Consider the following 19,411-nt stretch of genomic DNA (forward strand, 5'->3'; position numbering starts at 1 on the left):
CCTTTAATTATAGTCATTCATTGCCTGTTCGATTTTTCCATCGACAATCAGTTCTACCGCAGATACCGCATCTAAAAATGCTTCCTCTGCCAGTTTCCGGTCTGCCTTATCCATATGGCCAAGGACATGGTCTGCCAAATCCCAGCCCTGTGGTTTCTCACCGACACCTACCTTGATCCTGGCAAACTGCTCTGTTCCCACCTGCGCAATGATATTTTTAATTCCATTGTGTCCGCCGGCACTGCCTTTTTTACGAATCCGTATTCTTCCCGGTGCCAGGCTGATATCATCAAAAATCACTAACAATTCACTGGCCGGATCCACTTTATAGAAATTTACTGCTTCAGCGATGCTTTCTCCGCTTAAGTTCATAAAAGTCTGTGGCTTCACCAGAACAACTTTTTCACTTCCGATCATTCCTTTGCCGCAGATTGCTTTATACTTTTTTTCGTCCATCCTTATATTATATTTTTCTGCCAGTACATCCATGACATCAAAGCCAACATTATGTCTGGTATGTTCATATTTCTTTCCAGGATTTCCAAGTCCCGCTATAATGTACATTCTTTCTTCCTTCTTCTGATGATTTCTGCAGCTGATTCTAACTGCTTCTGGTCATTTACTCCATTGATGTCTTCCGGGCTTTCCAGTGCAAATGCATCTACACGAAGTCCTTTATCCTTTAATATCGTAAGCGTATCCGGCAGATAATATTCACCCTGTGCATTATTCGGCTGAATCTTATCCAATGCCTGTGATAATTCCCAGGTATTAAACACATACATTCCGGAATTAATCTCATGGGATTTCAACTCTTCCTCGTTTGCATCCTTATGTTCTACGCTCTTTATAAATTCTCCTGATTCATTGCGGATAATTCTTCCGTATCCGGTCGGGTCATCTATCGTTGCTGACAATACGGTTACTGCATTTTTATGCTGGATATGATGCTCCAAAAGCTGCTTTAAGGTTGCAGATGTAATCAGTGGCGCATCTCCAAAAAGAATCAGTGTATGTCCATCTTTTCCCAGAAAATCCCTGGCACATTTTACCGCATGACCAGTTCCAAGCTGCTGCTCCTGCAGTACAAATGTTACATCATCTTTATGTGAAATGGTATTCTCTACCTCTTCATGCTTATAGCCTACCACCAGACAGATATCCTCCGCTCCTGCTCCTTCTGCCGCTTCAATTACATAATCTACCAGACACTTTCCGTCTATTGTATGCACTACTTTCGGAAGGTCTGACTGCATTCTGGTTCCCTTTCCAGCTGCCAATATTACCGCTTTTAATGCTTCCATATTTTTATCCTCTTTATTCCTCTCCGGCTTTCTGCCGAAAATACTGTTACATTTTAGTATACTTCTTTCTCAGAAATTTGTCATCCTTTTTTCCAAAATATGAAATAGATGACAATGTAAATCTGCCGTGGGGCAAATGGAAAAGCGAAAAAGACTATAAGGAGCACTAAGAATTTTGAAAAAATTTTTATCAGTTCTGACAACCGGCGCAAATCAACATCCATGTTGCTTGCTCCTCGCCGGCACTTCCCTGTGCCGGCGTTGTCTGTTTTCGCCCGAAATTCCAAGTGCTCCTAACAGTCTTTTTCATGCTTTCTCATTTGCCCCACGGCATATTTATACTTCATTCTATCAATTGTTCAAAAAAAGAAGTGTGAAAAACAGGCTGCCACATTTCTGTGACAGCCTGCTCGTCTTCCTTATTCTATGTACGTGTTACGCCTCCTCAGCTGCGATTTCACTTTCGTACTTTTCTAAAATAATCTGCTGTATCTTATTTCTGGTATCTGAGTTAATTGGATGTGCAATGTCTCTGTATTCCCCATCAGCAGCCTTGCGGCTTGGCATTGCAATGAAGAGTCCCTTCTCTCCGTCAATCACTTTGATATCATGTACAACAAATTCTTCATCTATGGTAATAGATACCACAGCTTTCATTTTACCTTCTTTTTCAACTTTACGTATTCTTACATCTGTAATCTGCATTATGTTACCCCCTTCACGCCTTTCTCTTAAGTCTTCTGCCTACAGTGCATATCTGTCATTGCGCTCAAGTACAACCTTTACTCCGTCGTCACCGCAATAATACGTGTTGGCTTTCAGCGTTCCACGGCTTTCCACGATACAGTTTTCAATATGCGTATTATCTCCAATGTATACGTCATTGAGAATAATGGAATTCTTGATTACACAATTCTTTCCTACAAACACATTTTTAAACAATACAGAATTTTCTATTTTACTGTTGATGATACATCCACTGGAAATCAGGCTGTTCTTCACATCAGAACCTGCATTGTATTTTGCTGGTGGATAATCATCTACTTTCGAATAGATATGCGGTGTCTCACGGAAGAAGTAATTTCTCACATCCGGTTTCAGGAAATCCATATTTGTATTGTAATATGAATCTACTGTTGCAATATTGCTCCAGTAATCTTCCATTTTATATCCATAAATTCGCTTCATATTCTTATAACGAATCAGAATATCTGTAACGAAATCCCATCTGTCTTCCTGACCGCTCCGCTCTAACATTTCAATCAGCTGTCTTCTGCGGATGATATAAATACCGGTAGAAATTGTATTAGAGCTGGATACCATAGGTTTCTCTTCAAACTCTGTGATTCTGGATTCTTCATTCATGCGGATTACACCAAAGCGGCTGATATCTGCGCCTTCCGGCATATCCTTGCACACAACAGTTATATCAGCTTTCTTCTCAATATGGTAATCCAATACCTTATTGTAATCCAGCTTGTATACACAATCACCACCTGTAATAATTACATATGGCTCATGACGTTTTTTCAAGAAATCAATGTTCTGGTACATTGCATCTGCAGTTCCTCTGTACCACCAGCTGTTGTCAGCGGTTACGGTAGGAGTGAAGGTATAAAGACCTCCCTGTTTTCTCCCGAAATCCCACCATTTGGATGAGCTTAAATGTTCATTTAAAGAACGTGCATTATACTGAGTCAGCACTGCAACGGTCTGAACATGTGAGTTGCTCATATTACTCAATGCAAAATCAATGCATCGGTAACTTCCACCGATTGGCATTGCTGCAATTGCACGCTTGCTGGAAAGTTCCTGCATACGATGATTGTTTCCACCTGCTAAAATTAATCCTAATGCCTTCATATTCTGTCACCTTCCTTAATAATAGCTCCACCGCCTGCTAACATTCCATCTGGATAATCTGACGGTTCCGTTACTCCGGAAATCGCTGTATTTTTTCCAATTGAAACTCCGTCTGGTATTACAGAATCTTCTCCGATAGTAACCAGATCAGATGCATATACTTTTTCATTCAATGTGCTTGGTGCATACTCGCCTACGCCTAAGTGGCAGTTTGCTCCAACAATGGTCTTATCTGCAATAATGGATTTCTCCACCACAGTATTCTCTCCAATCACACATTCTTTCATGATAATGGAATTGTGTACCACCGCACCCTTTTCAATCCGGACTCCTGCACCAATTACAGAATTCTGCACTTCTCCATAAATTTCAGCACCTTCTCCGATAATGCTGGTATCAACCTTTGACTCTGCTGCAAGATACTGCGGAGCTACATTATCGCTCTTGGTATAAATCTTCCAGTATTCTTCATAAAGGTTAAATTCCGGAATCAGATCAATCAATTCCATATTTGCTTCCCAATAGGAGGAAAGTGTTCCAACATCCTTCCAGTAACCATTGAATTCATAAGCAAATAAACGCTTTCCATTCTCATGGCAGTATGGAATAATATGCTTTCCGAAGTCACAATTACTCTGATCCTTCATAGCAATTAAACTGTCACGCAATACTTTCCAGTTGAATATGTATATTCCCATGGATGCGAGGTTACTTCTCGGATGTTCCGGTTTTTCCTCGAACTCTTTAATTTTTTTATTTTCGTCTGTTATAACCACACCAAAACGGCTTGCTTCTTCTATTGGAACAGGCATTGCTGCAATTGTTACGTCTGCATTATTTTCCTTATGGAAATCAAGCATTACTTCATAATCCATCTTATAAATATGGTCGCCTGATAAAATCAGCACATAATCCGGATTATAAGTCTCCATATATTTCAGGTTCTGGTAAATCGCATTTGCTGTACCAGTATACCATTCACTGTTATCACTTCTCTCATATGGTGGAAGAACCGTTACTCCTCCGTTATTACGGTCTAAGTCCCACGGAATTCCAATTCCAATATGTCTGTTTAATCTCAATGGCTGATACTGTGTCAGCACTCCGACGGTATCAATACCTGAGTTGATGCAGTTGCTCAATGGAAAGTCGATAATACGATACTTTCCTCCAAATGCGACTGCAGGCTTCGCTACACCGGAAGTTAATACTCCAAGACGGCTTCCTTGTCCGCCCGCCAAAAGCATGGCTATCATTTCTTTCTTAATCACGTCATTCACCTCTCGTCATAAAATCAGGTCATTTTGGTATAACAAAAGTATAACACACTGCCCATATGTTGTACAGCATTTTGTATAATTATTTTATCTTTTTTTGCAAATTTTAGTCATTTTAGACAATTTTCAAACATTTCTTGTCATTTTTACAAAATCACCTCCATTATTTTGCATTCTTTTTTCCTGACAGACAAAATAGATTTGCAAATTCCCTGCATATGGTTATAATATTAGGAAGAAATCTTTTCTCAAGAAACGAAATTATAAGTCAGGCAGGTAAAGAATTATGTATTCATTAAATTTTGAAGAACCTATTCATGTACATTTTATCGGTATTGGCGGTATCAGTATGAGTGGTCTTGCAGAAATCTTGCTGGAAGAAGGTTTTACCATTTCCGGTTCTGATGCAAAGCAGTCTGCGCTTACCGACAGCCTTGCAAAAAAAGGCGCAGCCATTTACATTGGCCAGAAAGCATCTAACTTATCCATCCGTCCTGCACTGGTTGTCTATACTGCTGCCATCCGCGAGGACAATGAGGAATTTAAAGCAGCCGTAGATGCCGGTATTCCAATGCTTTCCCGTGCAGAACTGCTTGGACAGATTATGGATAACTATGAGAAATCCATTGCAGTTGCCGGTACCCATGGAAAAACCACTACCACATCCATGATTTCACAGATTCTTCTTGTTGCAAAGGCTGACCCTACAATCAGTGTTGGTGGTATCTTAGAAGCAATCGGTGGAAATATCCGCGTAGGTGGTTCAGAAGTATTCATTACCGAGGCCTGCGAATATACCAACAGTTTCCTGCATTTTCATCCGAAATACAGTATCATCACCAGTGTGGAAGCTGAGCATCTCGACTTCTTCAAAGATATCGATGATATCCGCCGTTCTTTCCATGAATTTGCCGGAAATACTGCACATGATGGTGTATTAATCATCAACGGCCAGATTGCAGCTTTAGATCAGATTACCAACAATTTGTCCTGTAGCGTCACTACTTATGGTTTATGCGAAAACGATGACTTTTATGCTAAAAATATTACTTATAATGACCATGCCTGCGGCACATATACTCTGATGCACAAAACCGAAGACTTAGGAACCGTTTCCTTAAGTGTTCCAGGCAAGCATAATGTCTCCAATTCACTGGCTGCCATTGCGCTTTGCTTAAATCTCGGTCTTCCTTTGGATGTTATCAAAAAGGGACTGCTTCAGTTTGGCGGCACCAAACGTCGTTTTGAATACAAAGGAACAAAGAACGGTATCACCGTTATCGATGATTATGCCCATCATCCGACTGAAGTAGCTGCTACATTAACCGCAGCCCGGAATTATCCACACGGACGGATTATCTGCGTTTTCCAGCCACACACTTATTCCAGAACCAAGGCATTCTTAAGTGATTTTGCCCGGGTACTTTCCATGGCAGATATTGTAGTCCTTGCAGACATCTATGCAGCCAGAGAGAAAAATACGATCGGAATTTCTTCCAAAGACCTTTTGGCAGAGCTTCAGAAAAACGGTCAGGAAAGTTATTACTTCCCGTCTTTTGATGAGATTGAAAAATTTTTATCGGAAAAATGCATAAACAATGATTTGTTGATAACTATGGGGGCCGGAGACGTGTATCTTATAGGAGAACACCTGCTTCAGCAGTAGTTATCCACATTATCCACATCGTAATTCACATTTTTGTGAATTATGGATGTGGATTTTTTTGTTTACATAATGTATTTTTGAAAATCGCCATTCTATCTGCATTAACCGCCAAACTGCTCCCATTTCAGTTACCATAATGCACTTTCAAAAGAAAGTTATCCACATTATTCACAATTCTGTGCAAATGTGGAAACCCTTGATTTTACTGGATTTTTGGTTAAAATAAGACTTCTCAATTTTAGATTCATATGCTATAATGTGGTCGGTGAAAGAGGGAGTTCTTATGACAGACATAACATTACATACGAAAAGCAAATCCACGGTTACCTGCGTATCCAATACCTTTATTGATGAGTATATGGCAGATGCCAATGGAGAATTTGTAAAAATTTATTTATATTTACTCCGCTGCATCAACGCAGCTGAGAATTTTTCCATTTCTAAGATGGCTGATAAATTTGACCATACAGAAAAGGATATTAAACGTGCCTTAAAATACTGGGAGAAGAAACACTTACTCCAGTTAGAATATAATTCCGGCGAACAGCTTACCGGCATCTGCCTGTGTGAGCCTGTTTCTGCGGTTACGCAGGATTCTGAACATGTGGAAAAGCCTACGGAAGTATCTTCTGTAGATATCCGTCCATCCTATACGAAAGACCAGATTCTGTCTTTCCAGAACGATGAGGCTTCCAGTGATTTATTATTCATTATTGAACGCTATATCGGACATCCTTTGTCCATCAAGGATTATGAAACCATTCTTTACTGGTCAGATGAATTGAAATTCTCCACAGACCTGATTGAATATCTGGTAGAATCCTGTGTGGACAACGGTCATAAGAGCATCCGCTATATGGACAAGATTGCCCTTTCCTGGTCTGCTTCTTCTATCCGTACCGCGGAGGATGCCAGACGTTCTTCCAGTGCCTATAAGCAGACACATTATGGTGTCATGAAGGCATTTGGAATCAGCGGCAGAAAACTGGCTGAATACGAACTTGAACTGGTAGATAAATGGACCAGCCAGTTTGGATTTACACTGGATATCATTTCCGAGGCATGCAAACGGACACTGCAGGCGACAAATCAGCCAAGCTTCCAGTATGCCGATACCATCTTAGAGAACTGGCATAAATGCAATATCCACCATTTAGAGGATATTGCTATATTAGACACTGCTTACAAAAAAAGCAAGGCATCTTCTTCCCGCAATGTCACCGTAAACAAGACTGCCGCCAACCGGTTTAACAATTTTTCACAGCGTACCTATAATTTTGAACAGCTTGAAAAACAGCTCTTAAATAATTAAGACACTTTTTTCAGGAATACTAAAGGAGCATTTCATGTCTCTTAATAATTCACAATACGATACTTTAATCCGGCAATATAATGCCAGACAGTTTCACAATCAGCATCTTCTGGATGAACGCATTCAGGAAGTCTACGGAAAATGTCCGCGCCTTACAGAAATAGACAACGAGATTTCTTCCATCTCAGTAGCAAGTGCAAAACAGCTTTTATCTGATGATGGAGCAGAAGATTCCTCTGTTCTCTCTTCATTAAAAGAACAGCTTGCTGCTCTTCGCAGGGAGAAACAGAATCTGATTGCTTCTCTGGGTTATCCGGCTGATTATCTGGAACCGGTTTACACCTGTAAGGACTGTAAGGATACCGGTTATATTGGGAATGAACGCTGTCATTGTTTTGTACAGGCTGCCATTGATTTAGTCTATACGCAGTCTAATGTAAAAGATATTTTAGCCAAAGAGAATTTTTCGAATTTCTCTTATGCATACTATTCCAAAGAGCAGATAAATCCCACAACCGGATTATCTGCTTATGATACTGCAAAAAAAGCTGTTGCAGACTGTAAGTCCTTTATTGAGCATTTCGATACCTCTTTTGAAAATCTCTTTTTCTATGGAGCAACCGGTGTCGGTAAGACTTTTCTTTCAAACTGCGTTGCCAAAGAGCTTTTAGATAAAGGACATTCCGTTATTTATTTTACAGCCTTCCAATTATTTGATATATTTGAAAAGGACACTTTCCAGAAGGACGCTGCAGCTTCTGCTGCCGGGCAGAATATCTTCGACTGTGATCTTTTAATCATTGATGACCTTGGAACCGAGCTTGCCAACTCCTTTACGGCATCCCGGCTTTTCCTGTGTCTGAACGAACGTATGCTGCGTCAGAAATCAACATTGATTTCTACGAATTTAAGTATCGACCAGCTTGCTGATGTATATTCCGAGCGTATCTGCTCCCGCATCTTCAGCAGCTATACGATGATCAAGCTTTTTGGGGACGATATCCGTCTTAAGAAAAAGCTGCATTAATTACACATTCAATTAGATGCTATATCTATTGAACTATATAAGATAAATTATTTCTATGGAGGAACCTATTCATGTCAAACAGTGAAAGAAACTTAGAAACCCTTCCTACTGGTTCTCTTGGAATCATTCCATTACAGAGCTGCCAGGAATTAGGAGAAAAAGTTGACAAATACCTTGTCAAATGGAGAGACGAAAGACAGCATCAGCACCAGAATGATGCAGCTTTTATGGGCTACAAACGTGATTCTTATATCATTGAAGCAGTTACCCCTCGTTTTGGTTCAGGCGAGGCAAAGGGAATGATCAAAGAAACTGTTCGTGGTTATGACCTTTATCTTATGGTTGATGTCACCAACTACAGCCTTACTTATTCTCTGTGCGGTCAGACAAACCATATGTCCCCAGACGATCATTATCAGGATTTAAAGAGAATTATTGCTGCAATTGGCGGCAAGGCAAGAAGAATTACTGTTATCATCCCATTCCTTTATGAAAGCCGCCAGCATAGAAGAAGCACCAGGGAATCTTTAGACTGTGCACTGGCTTTACAGGAACTGGTTGCCATGGGCGTTGACAACATTATTACATTTGATGCACATGACCCTCGTGTCCAGAATGCAATTCCTTTAAAGGGTGGTTTTGAAACTGTTCAGCCTGCATACCAGTTTATCAAAGGTATCTGCAAGAACGTTCCTGACTTACAGATTGATTCTGACCACATGATGATTATCAGCCCGGATGAGGGTGGTACCGGACGTGCAATTTATCTTTCCAGTGTACTTGGTCTGGATATGGGTATGTTCTACAAACGTCGTGATTACAGCAGAATTGTTGACGGACGTAACCCTATTGTCGCACATGAATTTTTAGGTTCTTCCGTAGAAGGAAAAGATGTTCTGATTATCGATGATATGATTTCTTCCGGAGAAAGCATGATTGACGTTGCAACTGAACTAAAGAAGAGAAAAGCAAACAGAATCTTTGTCGTTGCAACCTTCGGACTTTTCACCAATGGTCTGGAAAAATTCGATAAAGCTGTAGAAGATGGAACTATCTACCGTGTAGTTACCACCAACCTGACTTATCAGACTCCGGAGCTTTTAAGCCGTCCATATTATATCAACTGTGACATGAGCAAATATATTGCTTATATTATTGATACATTGAATCATGATGCTTCTATCAGCGAGCTCTTAGATCCAAACGAGCGTATCCAGAAGCTTATAAAGAAATATAAAGCTAATCAGAAAAAGAAATAAATAACAACAGCAAAAATGGCTTCGGAATTCCGAAGCCATTTTAATATCATGGGCAAAATAAAACTAGAATAAGTTAACCTTGCCTGCATATGTATCGTTTATAACATAGTATGCTGCATATTCTTCCGGTTTTAAATAAACCTTTAAAGACTTGATGCTGGATGCTCTGTGTCCGTCTGCTGTGAAAGCTTCTTTTGCTCTCTCAATCACGTTTGCAACAACATCTTCATTACCATCAAACTGAACAAATACTTCCGGTACAAGTTCTTTCTTCTCTGCCTTGGCAGTTTTTTTAGCCGCTGCTTTCTTGGTTGCTTTCTTTGCGGTAGTCTTTGCTGCTGCTTTTACAGTTGTCTCTGCTTTCTTTGCTGTCTCCTCTGCCTTCTTAACTGTCTCTTCCGCTTTCTTTACTACGGTTTCTGCTTTCTTCGCTACAACTTCTTTTGCTTCTGCCTTAACCTCTTCTGCCTTAACTACTGCCTTTGTCTCTGTAGCTTTTACTGCTGCCTTTACTTCGGCTGCTTTTTCAACTGGTCTCTTCTGCATTATAATTCCCTCCCTGAAAATTAATCACACACTAAAAACTTCTCCATTGCTAATAGGGCTTCTTCTTCATCATTTCCCTCTGCAACAATGTTAACCGTCATTCCTTTGGACGGATTAAATGCCATAATTCCCATGATGCTCTTGGCATTAATTTTACGGTTATCACTTTCCAGAGTAATATTGCTGTCAAACTGGCAGGCAACCTGAACCAACTCTGCAATTGGATTATCGTGTTTTTTTGAAACGTTTGAAACTGTAACTTCTTTTCTACTCATGTTATCTTCCTCGCTTCTAAGTAGTACAATTAGTACAAAAGTTAATATATCCTACACGAACAGATTTTGCAATAGACTTTGTGAAAATACAGCACTAATACCGAAACTGCCAAAAAACTTCGGCTTTTTTTAGGCAATTTTATACGTTTTTTGCGTCTTTTTCACGCCTGTCTCTGCCTGCATCCCTATTCTGCCATTTTCATATAAGCAAAATATACATTACCTGCTGTATCAAATAAATTCTGTGCATCCGTCATTGACATCTTCTCTGTTGCACCGGTTGCCGGATTATAAATATAGACTCCTGCGTTATCATAGCCTGTAATCAATACAGCTTCGCTTCCACTGTTCATGGCAAATACCGGTGTTCCCAGATTGACATAATATAACACTGCATCCAGATCGCTTCCGGTCAAATCAATGACTACAGAGTCCTGCAGGGTATCCTTTAAAATTTGTTTTGGTGTATTTCCGGATGTCATCAATTCTCCTACACCAACATTTAATCCCTGCATCGAAAGCATACCATTGATTGCTTTTGCTATCGTTGTTCCGGATGCGTCTGCATCACCTATTGTAATCGTCAGTGGTGACTGGGAAGATTTTCTTGCCCTCTTCCAGATATACTGCTGTCTGCTTCCTACCACAACGCCCACATTATCATTTGCCACTGCAATGGCTTTTGCCGCATTATCCGTTGCCAGCACTACTCTTCCGGCAGAATAAGCATAATAATAATCTGTCTCTTCCGGCTCTTTCAGATTCACATTTCTCGGTGACTCCAATACAATCCGTTTCGGAGTCAGAAGACGACCCGAACTTATCTCTTCTTCCTGTAATAATTGCAGCTGCAGCTGCGTCTGTTTTCGTTCCGTTACCGTACTGTGAATGCTGACTACTTCTGCAGAATCTCCCTCACGATTCATAATCGTATCCTGTTCTGCCGGAACATAAGCCATACCGTTATATTGTTCCCGGTTCAGATAAATAGTATAATCCACAACTTCTACAGACGCTACATAATATCCATCCTTATGATAATCTTTTAACACTCCGTGTTCTTCATCATCCGTATCTACAATATAAATATGATTCATCGGGAACTGTACATTTCCGGCAGAATCTGTATACACATCACTGTCATCTGCCTCTCCATAGATAAAATCATCTTCCATAAATGCCAGTGGCCGGATATACGTTCCTGCTGCCGCTGCCACTTCAAAGCTTTTCGAATTCTCCAGATTCAGAACAGTAATTTTCGAACCGCTGTCACTGTTGCCATCTGCAATATAAGCAACAAACTGGTTATTCTCTGATACCGCATAATTTCCTGTTTCAAATCCGCTGACTACTTCCTTTTCTTTGGTAGTAGCAAGATTAATCTCATACAGTGTCCCACCCATCATAATGTAGAACATTCCACTTTCATTTTCATACATCAGCTGTCCCAGTTCTGATTTCAGCACTTCGTAAGAGTGGGTGGATGGTATAAACAGTTCCTCTTCTACTGTATTTGCCACGCTGTCATAATGATAAACACCTACGCCCACCTGACCTTCGTGGTTTCCCCTGTTCATATAACCATATACAACAAAATCAGCACTTCCTGTTTCATCCACCTTAATAATCCGGATATCATGTTCCTTATGATTTTCCCTGGAATCAATCCCCTCATAACCACGGAAGCTGAACACCTGGGAAAGCTTTTTTTCTGTCGCATTGTAACACCAGAGTTCTCCTTCTTTTACAAAACAGAGAATACTTCCTGTCTCATTACTCTTATATTCCACATCGGACGAACATATTCCAAGCTGTAAATAATTCTCATAAAAATCATCATTCTCTGCCCGGAAAATTTCATCCATGGTTCTCTCAAAATTCAATAGATACATCCGGTCATTGGTATAACGGACACGGTAATATTCTTCTACATTATAATATTCCAGTTCCCCATTATCTCCGGTTGCCGTCACTACATAATCCAATAGAATTACATTATAGGAATTATTGATTTCTTTGATGCTTACCGATGGGTCCGTCAGAACGGTCCCATTGAATTTATCCCATGTTACCTGTCGCAGTGTGGAATGAATACTGACATTGGCAAGTGTGGTATTATCCGCAGAAGAATCCGGTTCCATATAAGTTGCCAGAGAGCCGCTTCCATCCTCCTGAAATGTTTTTTCATGGAAATCTTTTGCAAAATCAATGCTTTCCTTCACATAACAATCCTGCGGTTCAATAATCCTTGTATAATAATTTAAAGTATCATCCCCATGCAGTAAATGTATAATCAACAGATATTCTGCATTGGAATCCAGAAGATTCTGAATCGGAAGGTCTGCTGTAATCACTCCATTCTTCTGGGAATAACTATCTACCTTCGCATCTGCAATAAGACGCTTAGTATCCATACTCCGGATCTCATAGGAAAGTTCATCCACTGCATAGCTTCCATTCTGAACGCGGATTGGAAGCAGCCTGTCCGTATCAATCGGCGTAATGCTGTCCCTCATGTAAACTGCATTCATTTCATCTACATACCCGTAGAGTTCATTGATTTTCTGCTCTTTATAATAAAGCTGGACAGTCGGCAGCGTTGCCTCCTCCAGTTCTGTTGTCATATCGGGATTTGTTTTATTTGTCAAAAAGCTAAACACTACGGTTGATACCAGAAATACACCTGCTAACACCAGTGCCCGAATCATTCCTTTATTCATCTGTATTCCTCATCTTCCTAAACTACGAAAAACACACTTTGCGAGTTATCGAGTTATCGCGGCGCTCGTCAAATCTGCATGCAGGCATGCGATTTTTCTCGCTACTCACGTAAACAAACAATATAGCCATCAAAAAACGACAGCTATATTGTAATTCCTTTTTTGTAAAAGCTCAACCTCTATTTTATTATCTGCTACCAGCATCTGCGGCAGCGTCTGTAACGGCATCTGCGGTGAAACATCTCATGAAACAGAAGAATTTCCGGAGCATCCATGTCTTCCCGGCTTTCCCCAAGTCCCGCCTTATCACGGATTCTCTTACAAATCTGTCGCAGCATCAGCCGGTCCGGATACTCGTCAAACATGAGACTTCCCTCATATTCCATCTTATCGCATTCTTCTTCCACCAGCTCCTGTACTTTTCTTATCTCCAGCGGATACATCTCTTTCATGCGGTCTAAATCCCTCTGATATTCTAACTCCGTCATGTAAAGATTCTGGATTGGATTTGTCATGTAAAAGGGCTGTTTGCCTGGCATCTGCTGCTGTTGCATCTTAAAGAAAATATCCTGATTATAATCCAATGTTTCCTTCTCTCCTGATTCTCATCAGTATAATATATGCAGCAGAGACTGTTTGTTGACGGCAAAAATGCTGTTATCTGTTTGTTTCCAACGACATCAGAAATAACACCGCTGTCAGTTCCTTTGGGAACATGGCATGCAGTTTCAGAATTTCTTTTGACGTCAGTGTGTCCTGTTGTGCCGCATAATATGCAGCCGCAGCCACCAGCATTTCTTTTCCAAAGTTTTTAACTTCTGCAATCAGTCCTGCCGGCTCCCTTAATTTATGTGCAATGATACATTCTGTCACCTGTCTCAACTCTGCATCTGCCAACTTCTTATGAAGTGTTTCCACAAAATGTTCCATGGAATATTCAATTGCTGCATCTACATCAAATACCTCTCCACAGATTTCTGCCGCTGCAAGGAAATATTCCCTCGGTGACATTTTCTCCTTTTCGCTTCGTTCTGCCAGAAGTGTATGTACTTTATTAAATTCACTTTTCTTAGCAAAACGTTTTACCGGAATTTCATCCCTGACCAGTAAATCCAGTTCTGTCATCCGATACAAAAAGCACTCCATTGCCCTGCGGTATTTCTCCATGGATTCCTTTTCAAAGGTATATACATAGCCATAATATTTTCCATAAACCTTCATGGTATCCTGGTATCCCATTCTGGCATTTGCCATTAAAAGAGCATGGTCAAAATTCATCATGGTTCCAAGGGAGCGGCTTGGCTTGATATAAGTTACATACGGCCGCTTTGCATAGGCATCGTGTGCCGGTGATGTATGTAAATCAACAGCAATAATCTGCTGTGCTCCCATTCGGATGGCAAGGTCAATTGGAAGATTATCATAATAGCATCCATCCAGATACGTTATCTCTCCGATTTTATGCATCGGGAATAATGGAAAAATTGCAGAAGATGCCAGAATATAATCTTTCATAAGTCCTTCCGGAATGTCACGCTTTGTCAGTTCGCAGGGTTTTAAAGACGGAAATTCCACCGTAACCAATCCAAAATCTGTCTTTGATTTCCGAATCTTATCCTCTTCTATCAGTGTTTCAATAAAAGCAGTAAAAGGTGAAATATCTGCACCTTTATTCTTTACATATTTTTTCAGGAATGGACCAATTGCCTCTCTCTGGTCATACATGCCCTCTATGGTATCCGTCAGATTGATTCCATCCTCCATCATATCTTCCATGGTTATGGTGCTCCATAGTTCATAAGCCCTGTCATAATCTCCCGTTGCCATTAAAGCTCCGTTAATGGAACCTATGGATGTTCCGGTTACAATCTGATAATCAATGCCAAGTTCATTTAATGCTTTCCAGACTCCCAGTTCATAAGAGCCTTTCGTACCGCCTCCACTTAATGCAATTCCACGCTTCATATAAGTCCTCCTCCGGTCATCTCCCGGCTTCTGTCTTTCTTTTAAGAAAGCCAGACTGTCAGTTTCTCGCCATTGAATGTGAACTCATTTTTACGTCCTTTGTAACATACTACAAATTTCTTATATACTTTTTCATAGCCTTTATGCAGCATCCGGACCGTTAATGTCTCATCCTTTGTGATGGTCATCTCATATTCATTATATACACCATCCTGATATGTAAAATCTTCTCCGTTATCCTGATAATGCACATAACGGCCTTCTCCCGGATATACATCAAGAATCAGAGTATCCAGTTCAATTTCTCCCACATACTGCATTGGTTCAAAACATGGGATAATGCTTCCTGCTTTTACAAAAACCGGACATACATCAAGAGGTGCGTCTTTTACAATATACTGCTTTCCGGTATATTTTTCCCTTGTATCGTAGTCATACCAGATTCCCTCCGGCAGATATAAAAGCTTCTTCGTCATTCCCTGCTCTACTACAGGAGCTACCAGCATACGCTCTCCAAACAGGAATTCTCCATTGAGATTCCATGTTTCTTTATCTTTCTCATAATGTAATACCAGTGGACGGATTACCGGCATACCATTCTGCTCCGTCTCATGGAATAAATCATAAAGGTATGGCAGTAATTTATAACGAAGTTCAATATATTTCCGGTTAATATTTAATGTCTCTTCTCCGAAAAGCCACGGCTCCTGTCTGGTAGAACCCTTGGAAGAATGATTCCGGAACAACGGTGAAAAGCAGCCGACCTGTATCCATCTTGACAGCAGTTCCGGTGTCACATCTGCACCGAATCCACCTACATCTGTTCCGATAAATACCATACCGGATAATCCCAGATTGCACATCTGCGGAATTGCCATCCGCAGGTGCTCCCACAGGCTCTGATTATCCCCTGTCCATGCTGTGGTATACTTTTGGGAACCACTGTAACAGGCACGGGTGATTACAAATGGTCTTCTGCCGTCCTGCTTCTTCAAGCCTTCATAGGTAGCCTTTGCCATCAGATGTCCATAGACATTGTGCATCTGGCCATGGTCACATGGTCTGTCTTCGTCTGTAAATACCACATCTTCCGGCAGTTCTCCACGAAAGCTTGCCGGCTCATTCATATCATTCCATACACCGCGGACTCCTAAGTCCACAAGATATTTCTGCTTCTCTCCCCACCACCGTCTAACCTTCGGATTTCCAAAGTCAGGGTATACCGCATCTCCAGGCCACACTGCATTTACATAGGTATCCCCTTCCGGTGTCTTGGCAAAATATCCCTGCTCCATGCCTTCATCATACATATCATAACCTGGGTCTAATTTGACACCCGGGTCAATGATAGTAACAATTTTAAATCCTTTTTTCTTTAAATCCTCAATTACTTCACCAGGCCTGCCAAAGTCCTTTTCATTCCAGGTAAAGACCCGGTAGCCATCCATATAGTCAATATCCAGATGAATCGTATCAATCGGAATCTTTAATGCACGGTATTTATCCGCAATTGCGCGAATCTCTGCGGAAGTCTCATATCCCCAGCGCGACTGATGATAGCCTAATGTATAAAGCTGCGGAAGCGGTGTTCTTCCGGTCAGATAAGTATAACCAGCTACTACCTCCGGCATATTATACCCGGCAATAAAATAGTAATCCAGATTGCCACGGTCTGAGCCAAAGAAATAGTATTCCGCATTTTCTTTTGCCAGATCAAAATAAGTCTTACAGGTATTATCAAAAAAGATTCCGTATACGCAGCTTTCACGCAATGTTATAAAGAACGGGATCGATTTATACAATGCTTTAAAGGCTTCCGTATGCGCCGCCGGATTATCTGTATTCCACATCTCATAATCGTAATTCTTCTTATTTAATACACCTGCTTTATCACCAAAGCCATAGAAGGCTTCGTCTCCCTCCATGCGTTTTACAGCCTGCACATGATAATTCTTATCTGTCGCCTGCGGCACCTCATGTCCCTCTGCTTTTAAGAATTCGATAAATTTCTCACTAATCTGTGTTGCAAATTCCCTTCCACCACGATAGTCCGCACAGAGAAGCTGTCCATTCACATCATAAAAATCCACCATAAAATTATCATATACGCGTATGATTAATCTTGCAGTCCGAACCTCAAGATAGTCAATTCCTTCCTGCACATCAAAATGTATATGTTTTGACTTTTCTCCCTCGATGGCTTTTGAACGATGTTCCTCACTTTCGAACGGAACAAACACATTTACAATGTTATCTGTCAGAACCTCTAAGCTTCCCATGCCATATTCAAATACAAAATGAATGATTCCACTCTCCACATAATAAGATTTTCTTTTTCCCAGCATACTTTTTCCTCCACTTTTGCTTATATTAGCAGTAATGTACCTCCCACTATCATAATTAATCCAAAGAATGCCTTTGGCTGTAGTCTTTCATTTAAAAACACAGATGAAAATACAATTGTAACTACAATGCTTAGTTTATCAATCGGTACCACTACACTGGCTTCGCCCAGCTGTAACGCCCGGTAATAACAAAGCCAGGATGCTCCGGTTGCTATTCCGGATAAAATCAGAAACATTCCATCCCGGAAGGTCATACTCCGGACCTGCTTCTGTTTCTTTGTTACAAATACTACCACCCATGCCATAACAAGTACCACTCCAGTACGATATGCCGTTCCGAGATTGGAATTCACACCATCTATTCCCACCTTGGCAAGGATGGACGTCAGACTGGCAAATACTGCCGACAGCAGTGCATAGATAAGCCATGCCCGGCTCTTTGTGCCACTGCTTTTCTTTCTGGTAATCATGAGCATCGTTCCAACGCCTATCAATACCATGGCAATGATTTTCTTCTCGTTCAGTCCTTCATTTAAGAAAATGACTGCCAGAATCATCGTCAGGATTGTACTGGATTTATCAATCGGTGTTACTTTGTTTACATCGCCTAGCTGCAATGCCCGAAAATAGCAAAGCCAGGATGCCCCGGTCGCTATTCCGGATAATGTAAGATAAATTAACGTCCGCGTTCCTATACTTCCGATTGGAGTATAAGATCCGGTAAGCCGTACCATAATCCATGCAAAAATCAATACTACAACCGTCCGGATTGCTGTTGCAAGATTCGAGTCTATTTTCTTAAGTCCAACTTTTGCCAATATTGCCGTAATACCTGCAAAAAAAGCAGAGCCACATGCATATGCAAGCCACATATTTATTCCTCTTCTCTTGTTTGTTCTTTCCTGCACCCTTCATTTTCCCATACATATCCTATTTCAGAAATCCATTTACAATCTGCTCCTCTGCCTCTTTTTCAGACAGTCCCAGTGTCATCAGCTTAATCAGCTGTTCTCCTGCTATTTTTCCAATTGCTGCCTCATGAATCAATGCTGCATCGATATCATTCGCTGCAAGAGACGGAATTGCCTCCACCTTTCCATTGTCCATGATGATGGCATCACATTCTGTATGTCCGCTGCATGCATTATTACCACGAATATAAGAAACAAACTTCTGGTGGGAATCTCCCTTTGCTACCGAACGTGATACCACATTTGCACTGGAATGTGCCCCATTTAAATCTACCGTAAAATCTGTCTCTGCTTTCTGCTGTCCATGAGTCATAATACGTTCATGAATCACAAGGGACGCATCTTCTTTAAGGTCTGCTTCGGTTGTACGGATTGTGGAGTCTACTCCTTTAATCTGAACACTGTCCATATCCATGAATCCGCCTTCTTCCATGTGGATCACGGTAGTTGGATTTAAGACTCTGGCTCCATTTCCATCCCCTTCACCATAATGCTTTTCTACATATTTTACTTTTGCATTCTTTCCTATATAAAAGGTGTGTATTCCATCATGCTGTGATGTCTGGTCTCCGCAGTTGTGGATACCGCATCCCGCAATGATTGTCACATCTGCACCTTCCCCGATATAAAAATCATTATACACCAGGTCCTTTAAGCCGCTTTCACTTAAGATAACCGGAATATGCATACTCTCATTCTTTGTTCCCGGTTTTACATAGATATCAATTCCCGGCTTGTCCTTCTTAGTTACAATATCAATATTTGCAGTTGTATTTCTTGCCTCCAGTTTTCCGTTGTTGCGGATGTTATATGCACCTTCCGGCACGCTGTGCAAATCTGATATCTCTGCTAAAAGATTCTTTTCTATACTGTCCATTTTC

17 protein-coding genes are annotated in these 19,411 nt (G+C 40.8%); 4 read left to right on the top strand and 13 right to left on the bottom strand.

What is annotated here, in order from left to right; genetic code table 11:
* Window positions 1-3 precede the first annotated feature (3 nt).
* The 5 genes from pth to DWX65_RS06455 form a co-directional block, all read right to left on the bottom strand.
* The gene (pth, locus tag DWX65_RS06435) at window positions 4-564 is read right to left on the bottom strand and encodes an aminoacyl-tRNA hydrolase (RefSeq protein WP_117698657.1); all 561 of its coding nucleotides are present in this window, start codon (window positions 562-564) and stop codon (window positions 4-6) included.
* On the bottom strand, window positions 552-1,304 hold the full coding sequence (locus DWX65_RS06440; protein WP_118173095.1) for a sugar phosphate nucleotidyltransferase: 753 nt from the start codon (window positions 1,302-1,304) through the stop codon (window positions 552-554). The genes pth and DWX65_RS06440 overlap by 13 nt, the downstream gene beginning before the upstream one ends.
* A 435-nt stretch (window positions 1,305-1,739) precedes the next feature.
* Window positions 1,740-2,009: a septation regulator SpoVG gene (spoVG, locus tag DWX65_RS06445; RefSeq protein ID WP_117698655.1), complete on the bottom strand. Its 270-nt coding sequence runs from the start codon at window positions 2,007-2,009 to the stop codon at window positions 1,740-1,742.
* A gap of 39 nt (window positions 2,010-2,048) precedes the next feature.
* A complete protein-coding gene (gene glgD, locus DWX65_RS06450; RefSeq protein WP_117698654.1) occupies window positions 2,049-3,167 on the bottom strand; it encodes a glucose-1-phosphate adenylyltransferase subunit GlgD in 1,119 nt (372 codons plus the stop codon).
* Window positions 3,164-4,438 carry a glucose-1-phosphate adenylyltransferase gene (locus DWX65_RS06455; protein WP_022243626.1) on the bottom strand — a complete coding sequence of 425 codons (1,275 nt, stop codon included), beginning with the start codon at window positions 4,436-4,438 and terminating at the stop codon, window positions 3,164-3,166. The genes glgD and DWX65_RS06455 overlap by 4 nt, the downstream gene beginning before the upstream one ends.
* A gap of 292 nt (window positions 4,439-4,730) precedes the next feature.
* Here DWX65_RS06455 and murC point away from each other — a divergent pair, with 292 nt between their 5' ends.
* The 4 genes from murC (at window position 4,731) to DWX65_RS06475 (ending at window position 9,708) form a co-directional block, all read left to right on the top strand.
* Window positions 4,731-6,110, top strand: coding sequence for a UDP-N-acetylmuramate--L-alanine ligase (murC, locus tag DWX65_RS06460; RefSeq protein ID WP_117841362.1), 1,380 nt, complete (start codon window positions 4,731-4,733; stop codon window positions 6,108-6,110).
* A 283-nt stretch (window positions 6,111-6,393) separates the two neighbouring features.
* Window positions 6,394-7,422 (top strand): DnaD domain protein, encoded by a 1,029-nt coding sequence (locus tag DWX65_RS06465; RefSeq protein WP_117698653.1) that lies wholly within the window; start codon window positions 6,394-6,396, stop codon window positions 7,420-7,422.
* 34 nt (window positions 7,423-7,456) lie between these two features.
* Window positions 7,457-8,449 carry an ATP-binding protein gene (locus DWX65_RS06470; protein ID WP_117841363.1) on the top strand — a complete coding sequence of 331 codons (993 nt, stop codon included), beginning with the start codon at window positions 7,457-7,459 and terminating at the stop codon, window positions 8,447-8,449.
* 71 nt (window positions 8,450-8,520) lie between these two features.
* Window positions 8,521-9,708, top strand: a complete 1,188-nt coding sequence (locus DWX65_RS06475) for a ribose-phosphate pyrophosphokinase (protein WP_022243630.1) — start codon at window positions 8,521-8,523, stop codon at window positions 9,706-9,708.
* 63 nt (window positions 9,709-9,771) lie between these two features.
* On the opposite strand, the gene DWX65_RS06480 is transcribed toward DWX65_RS06475, so the two are convergent.
* The 8 genes from DWX65_RS06480 to DWX65_RS06515 form a co-directional block, all read right to left on the bottom strand.
* Window positions 9,772-10,254: a DUF6465 family protein gene (locus DWX65_RS06480; protein ID WP_022243631.1), complete on the bottom strand. Its 483-nt coding sequence runs from the start codon at window positions 10,252-10,254 to the stop codon at window positions 9,772-9,774.
* A 20-nt stretch (window positions 10,255-10,274) separates the two neighbouring features.
* Window positions 10,275-10,529, bottom strand: coding sequence for an HPr family phosphocarrier protein (locus DWX65_RS06485; RefSeq protein ID WP_117698651.1), 255 nt, complete (start codon window positions 10,527-10,529; stop codon window positions 10,275-10,277).
* 185 nt (window positions 10,530-10,714) lie between these two features.
* Window positions 10,715-13,249 (bottom strand): hypothetical protein, encoded by a 2,535-nt coding sequence (locus DWX65_RS06490; protein ID WP_118088113.1) that lies wholly within the window; start codon window positions 13,247-13,249, stop codon window positions 10,715-10,717.
* 194 nt (window positions 13,250-13,443) lie between these two features.
* Window positions 13,444-13,833 (bottom strand): hypothetical protein, encoded by a 390-nt coding sequence (locus tag DWX65_RS06495; RefSeq protein ID WP_117946135.1) that lies wholly within the window; start codon window positions 13,831-13,833, stop codon window positions 13,444-13,446.
* Between the two features lie 73 nt (window positions 13,834-13,906).
* The gene (locus DWX65_RS06500; RefSeq protein ID WP_118173096.1) at window positions 13,907-15,214 is read right to left on the bottom strand and encodes a patatin-like phospholipase family protein; all 1,308 of its coding nucleotides are present in this window, start codon (window positions 15,212-15,214) and stop codon (window positions 13,907-13,909) included.
* 41 nt (window positions 15,215-15,255) lie between these two features.
* Entirely contained in the window at window positions 15,256-17,559 is a 2,304-nt protein-coding gene (locus tag DWX65_RS06505; RefSeq protein WP_118173097.1) for a glycoside hydrolase family 31 protein, read from the bottom strand.
* A 20-nt stretch (window positions 17,560-17,579) separates the two neighbouring features.
* Window positions 17,580-18,431 (bottom strand): EamA family transporter, encoded by an 852-nt coding sequence (locus DWX65_RS06510; RefSeq protein ID WP_118173098.1) that lies wholly within the window; start codon window positions 18,429-18,431, stop codon window positions 17,580-17,582.
* Between the two features lie 58 nt (window positions 18,432-18,489).
* Window positions 18,490-19,407, bottom strand: a complete 918-nt coding sequence (locus DWX65_RS06515) for a SufB/SufD family protein (RefSeq protein ID WP_117698645.1) — start codon at window positions 19,405-19,407, stop codon at window positions 18,490-18,492.
* Window positions 19,408-19,411: the final 4 nt, after the last annotated feature.

The organism is Roseburia sp. AF20-18LB (assembly GCF_003461185.1).
Lineage (GTDB): Bacteria > Bacillota > Clostridia > Lachnospirales > Lachnospiraceae > Roseburia_C > Roseburia_C amylophila.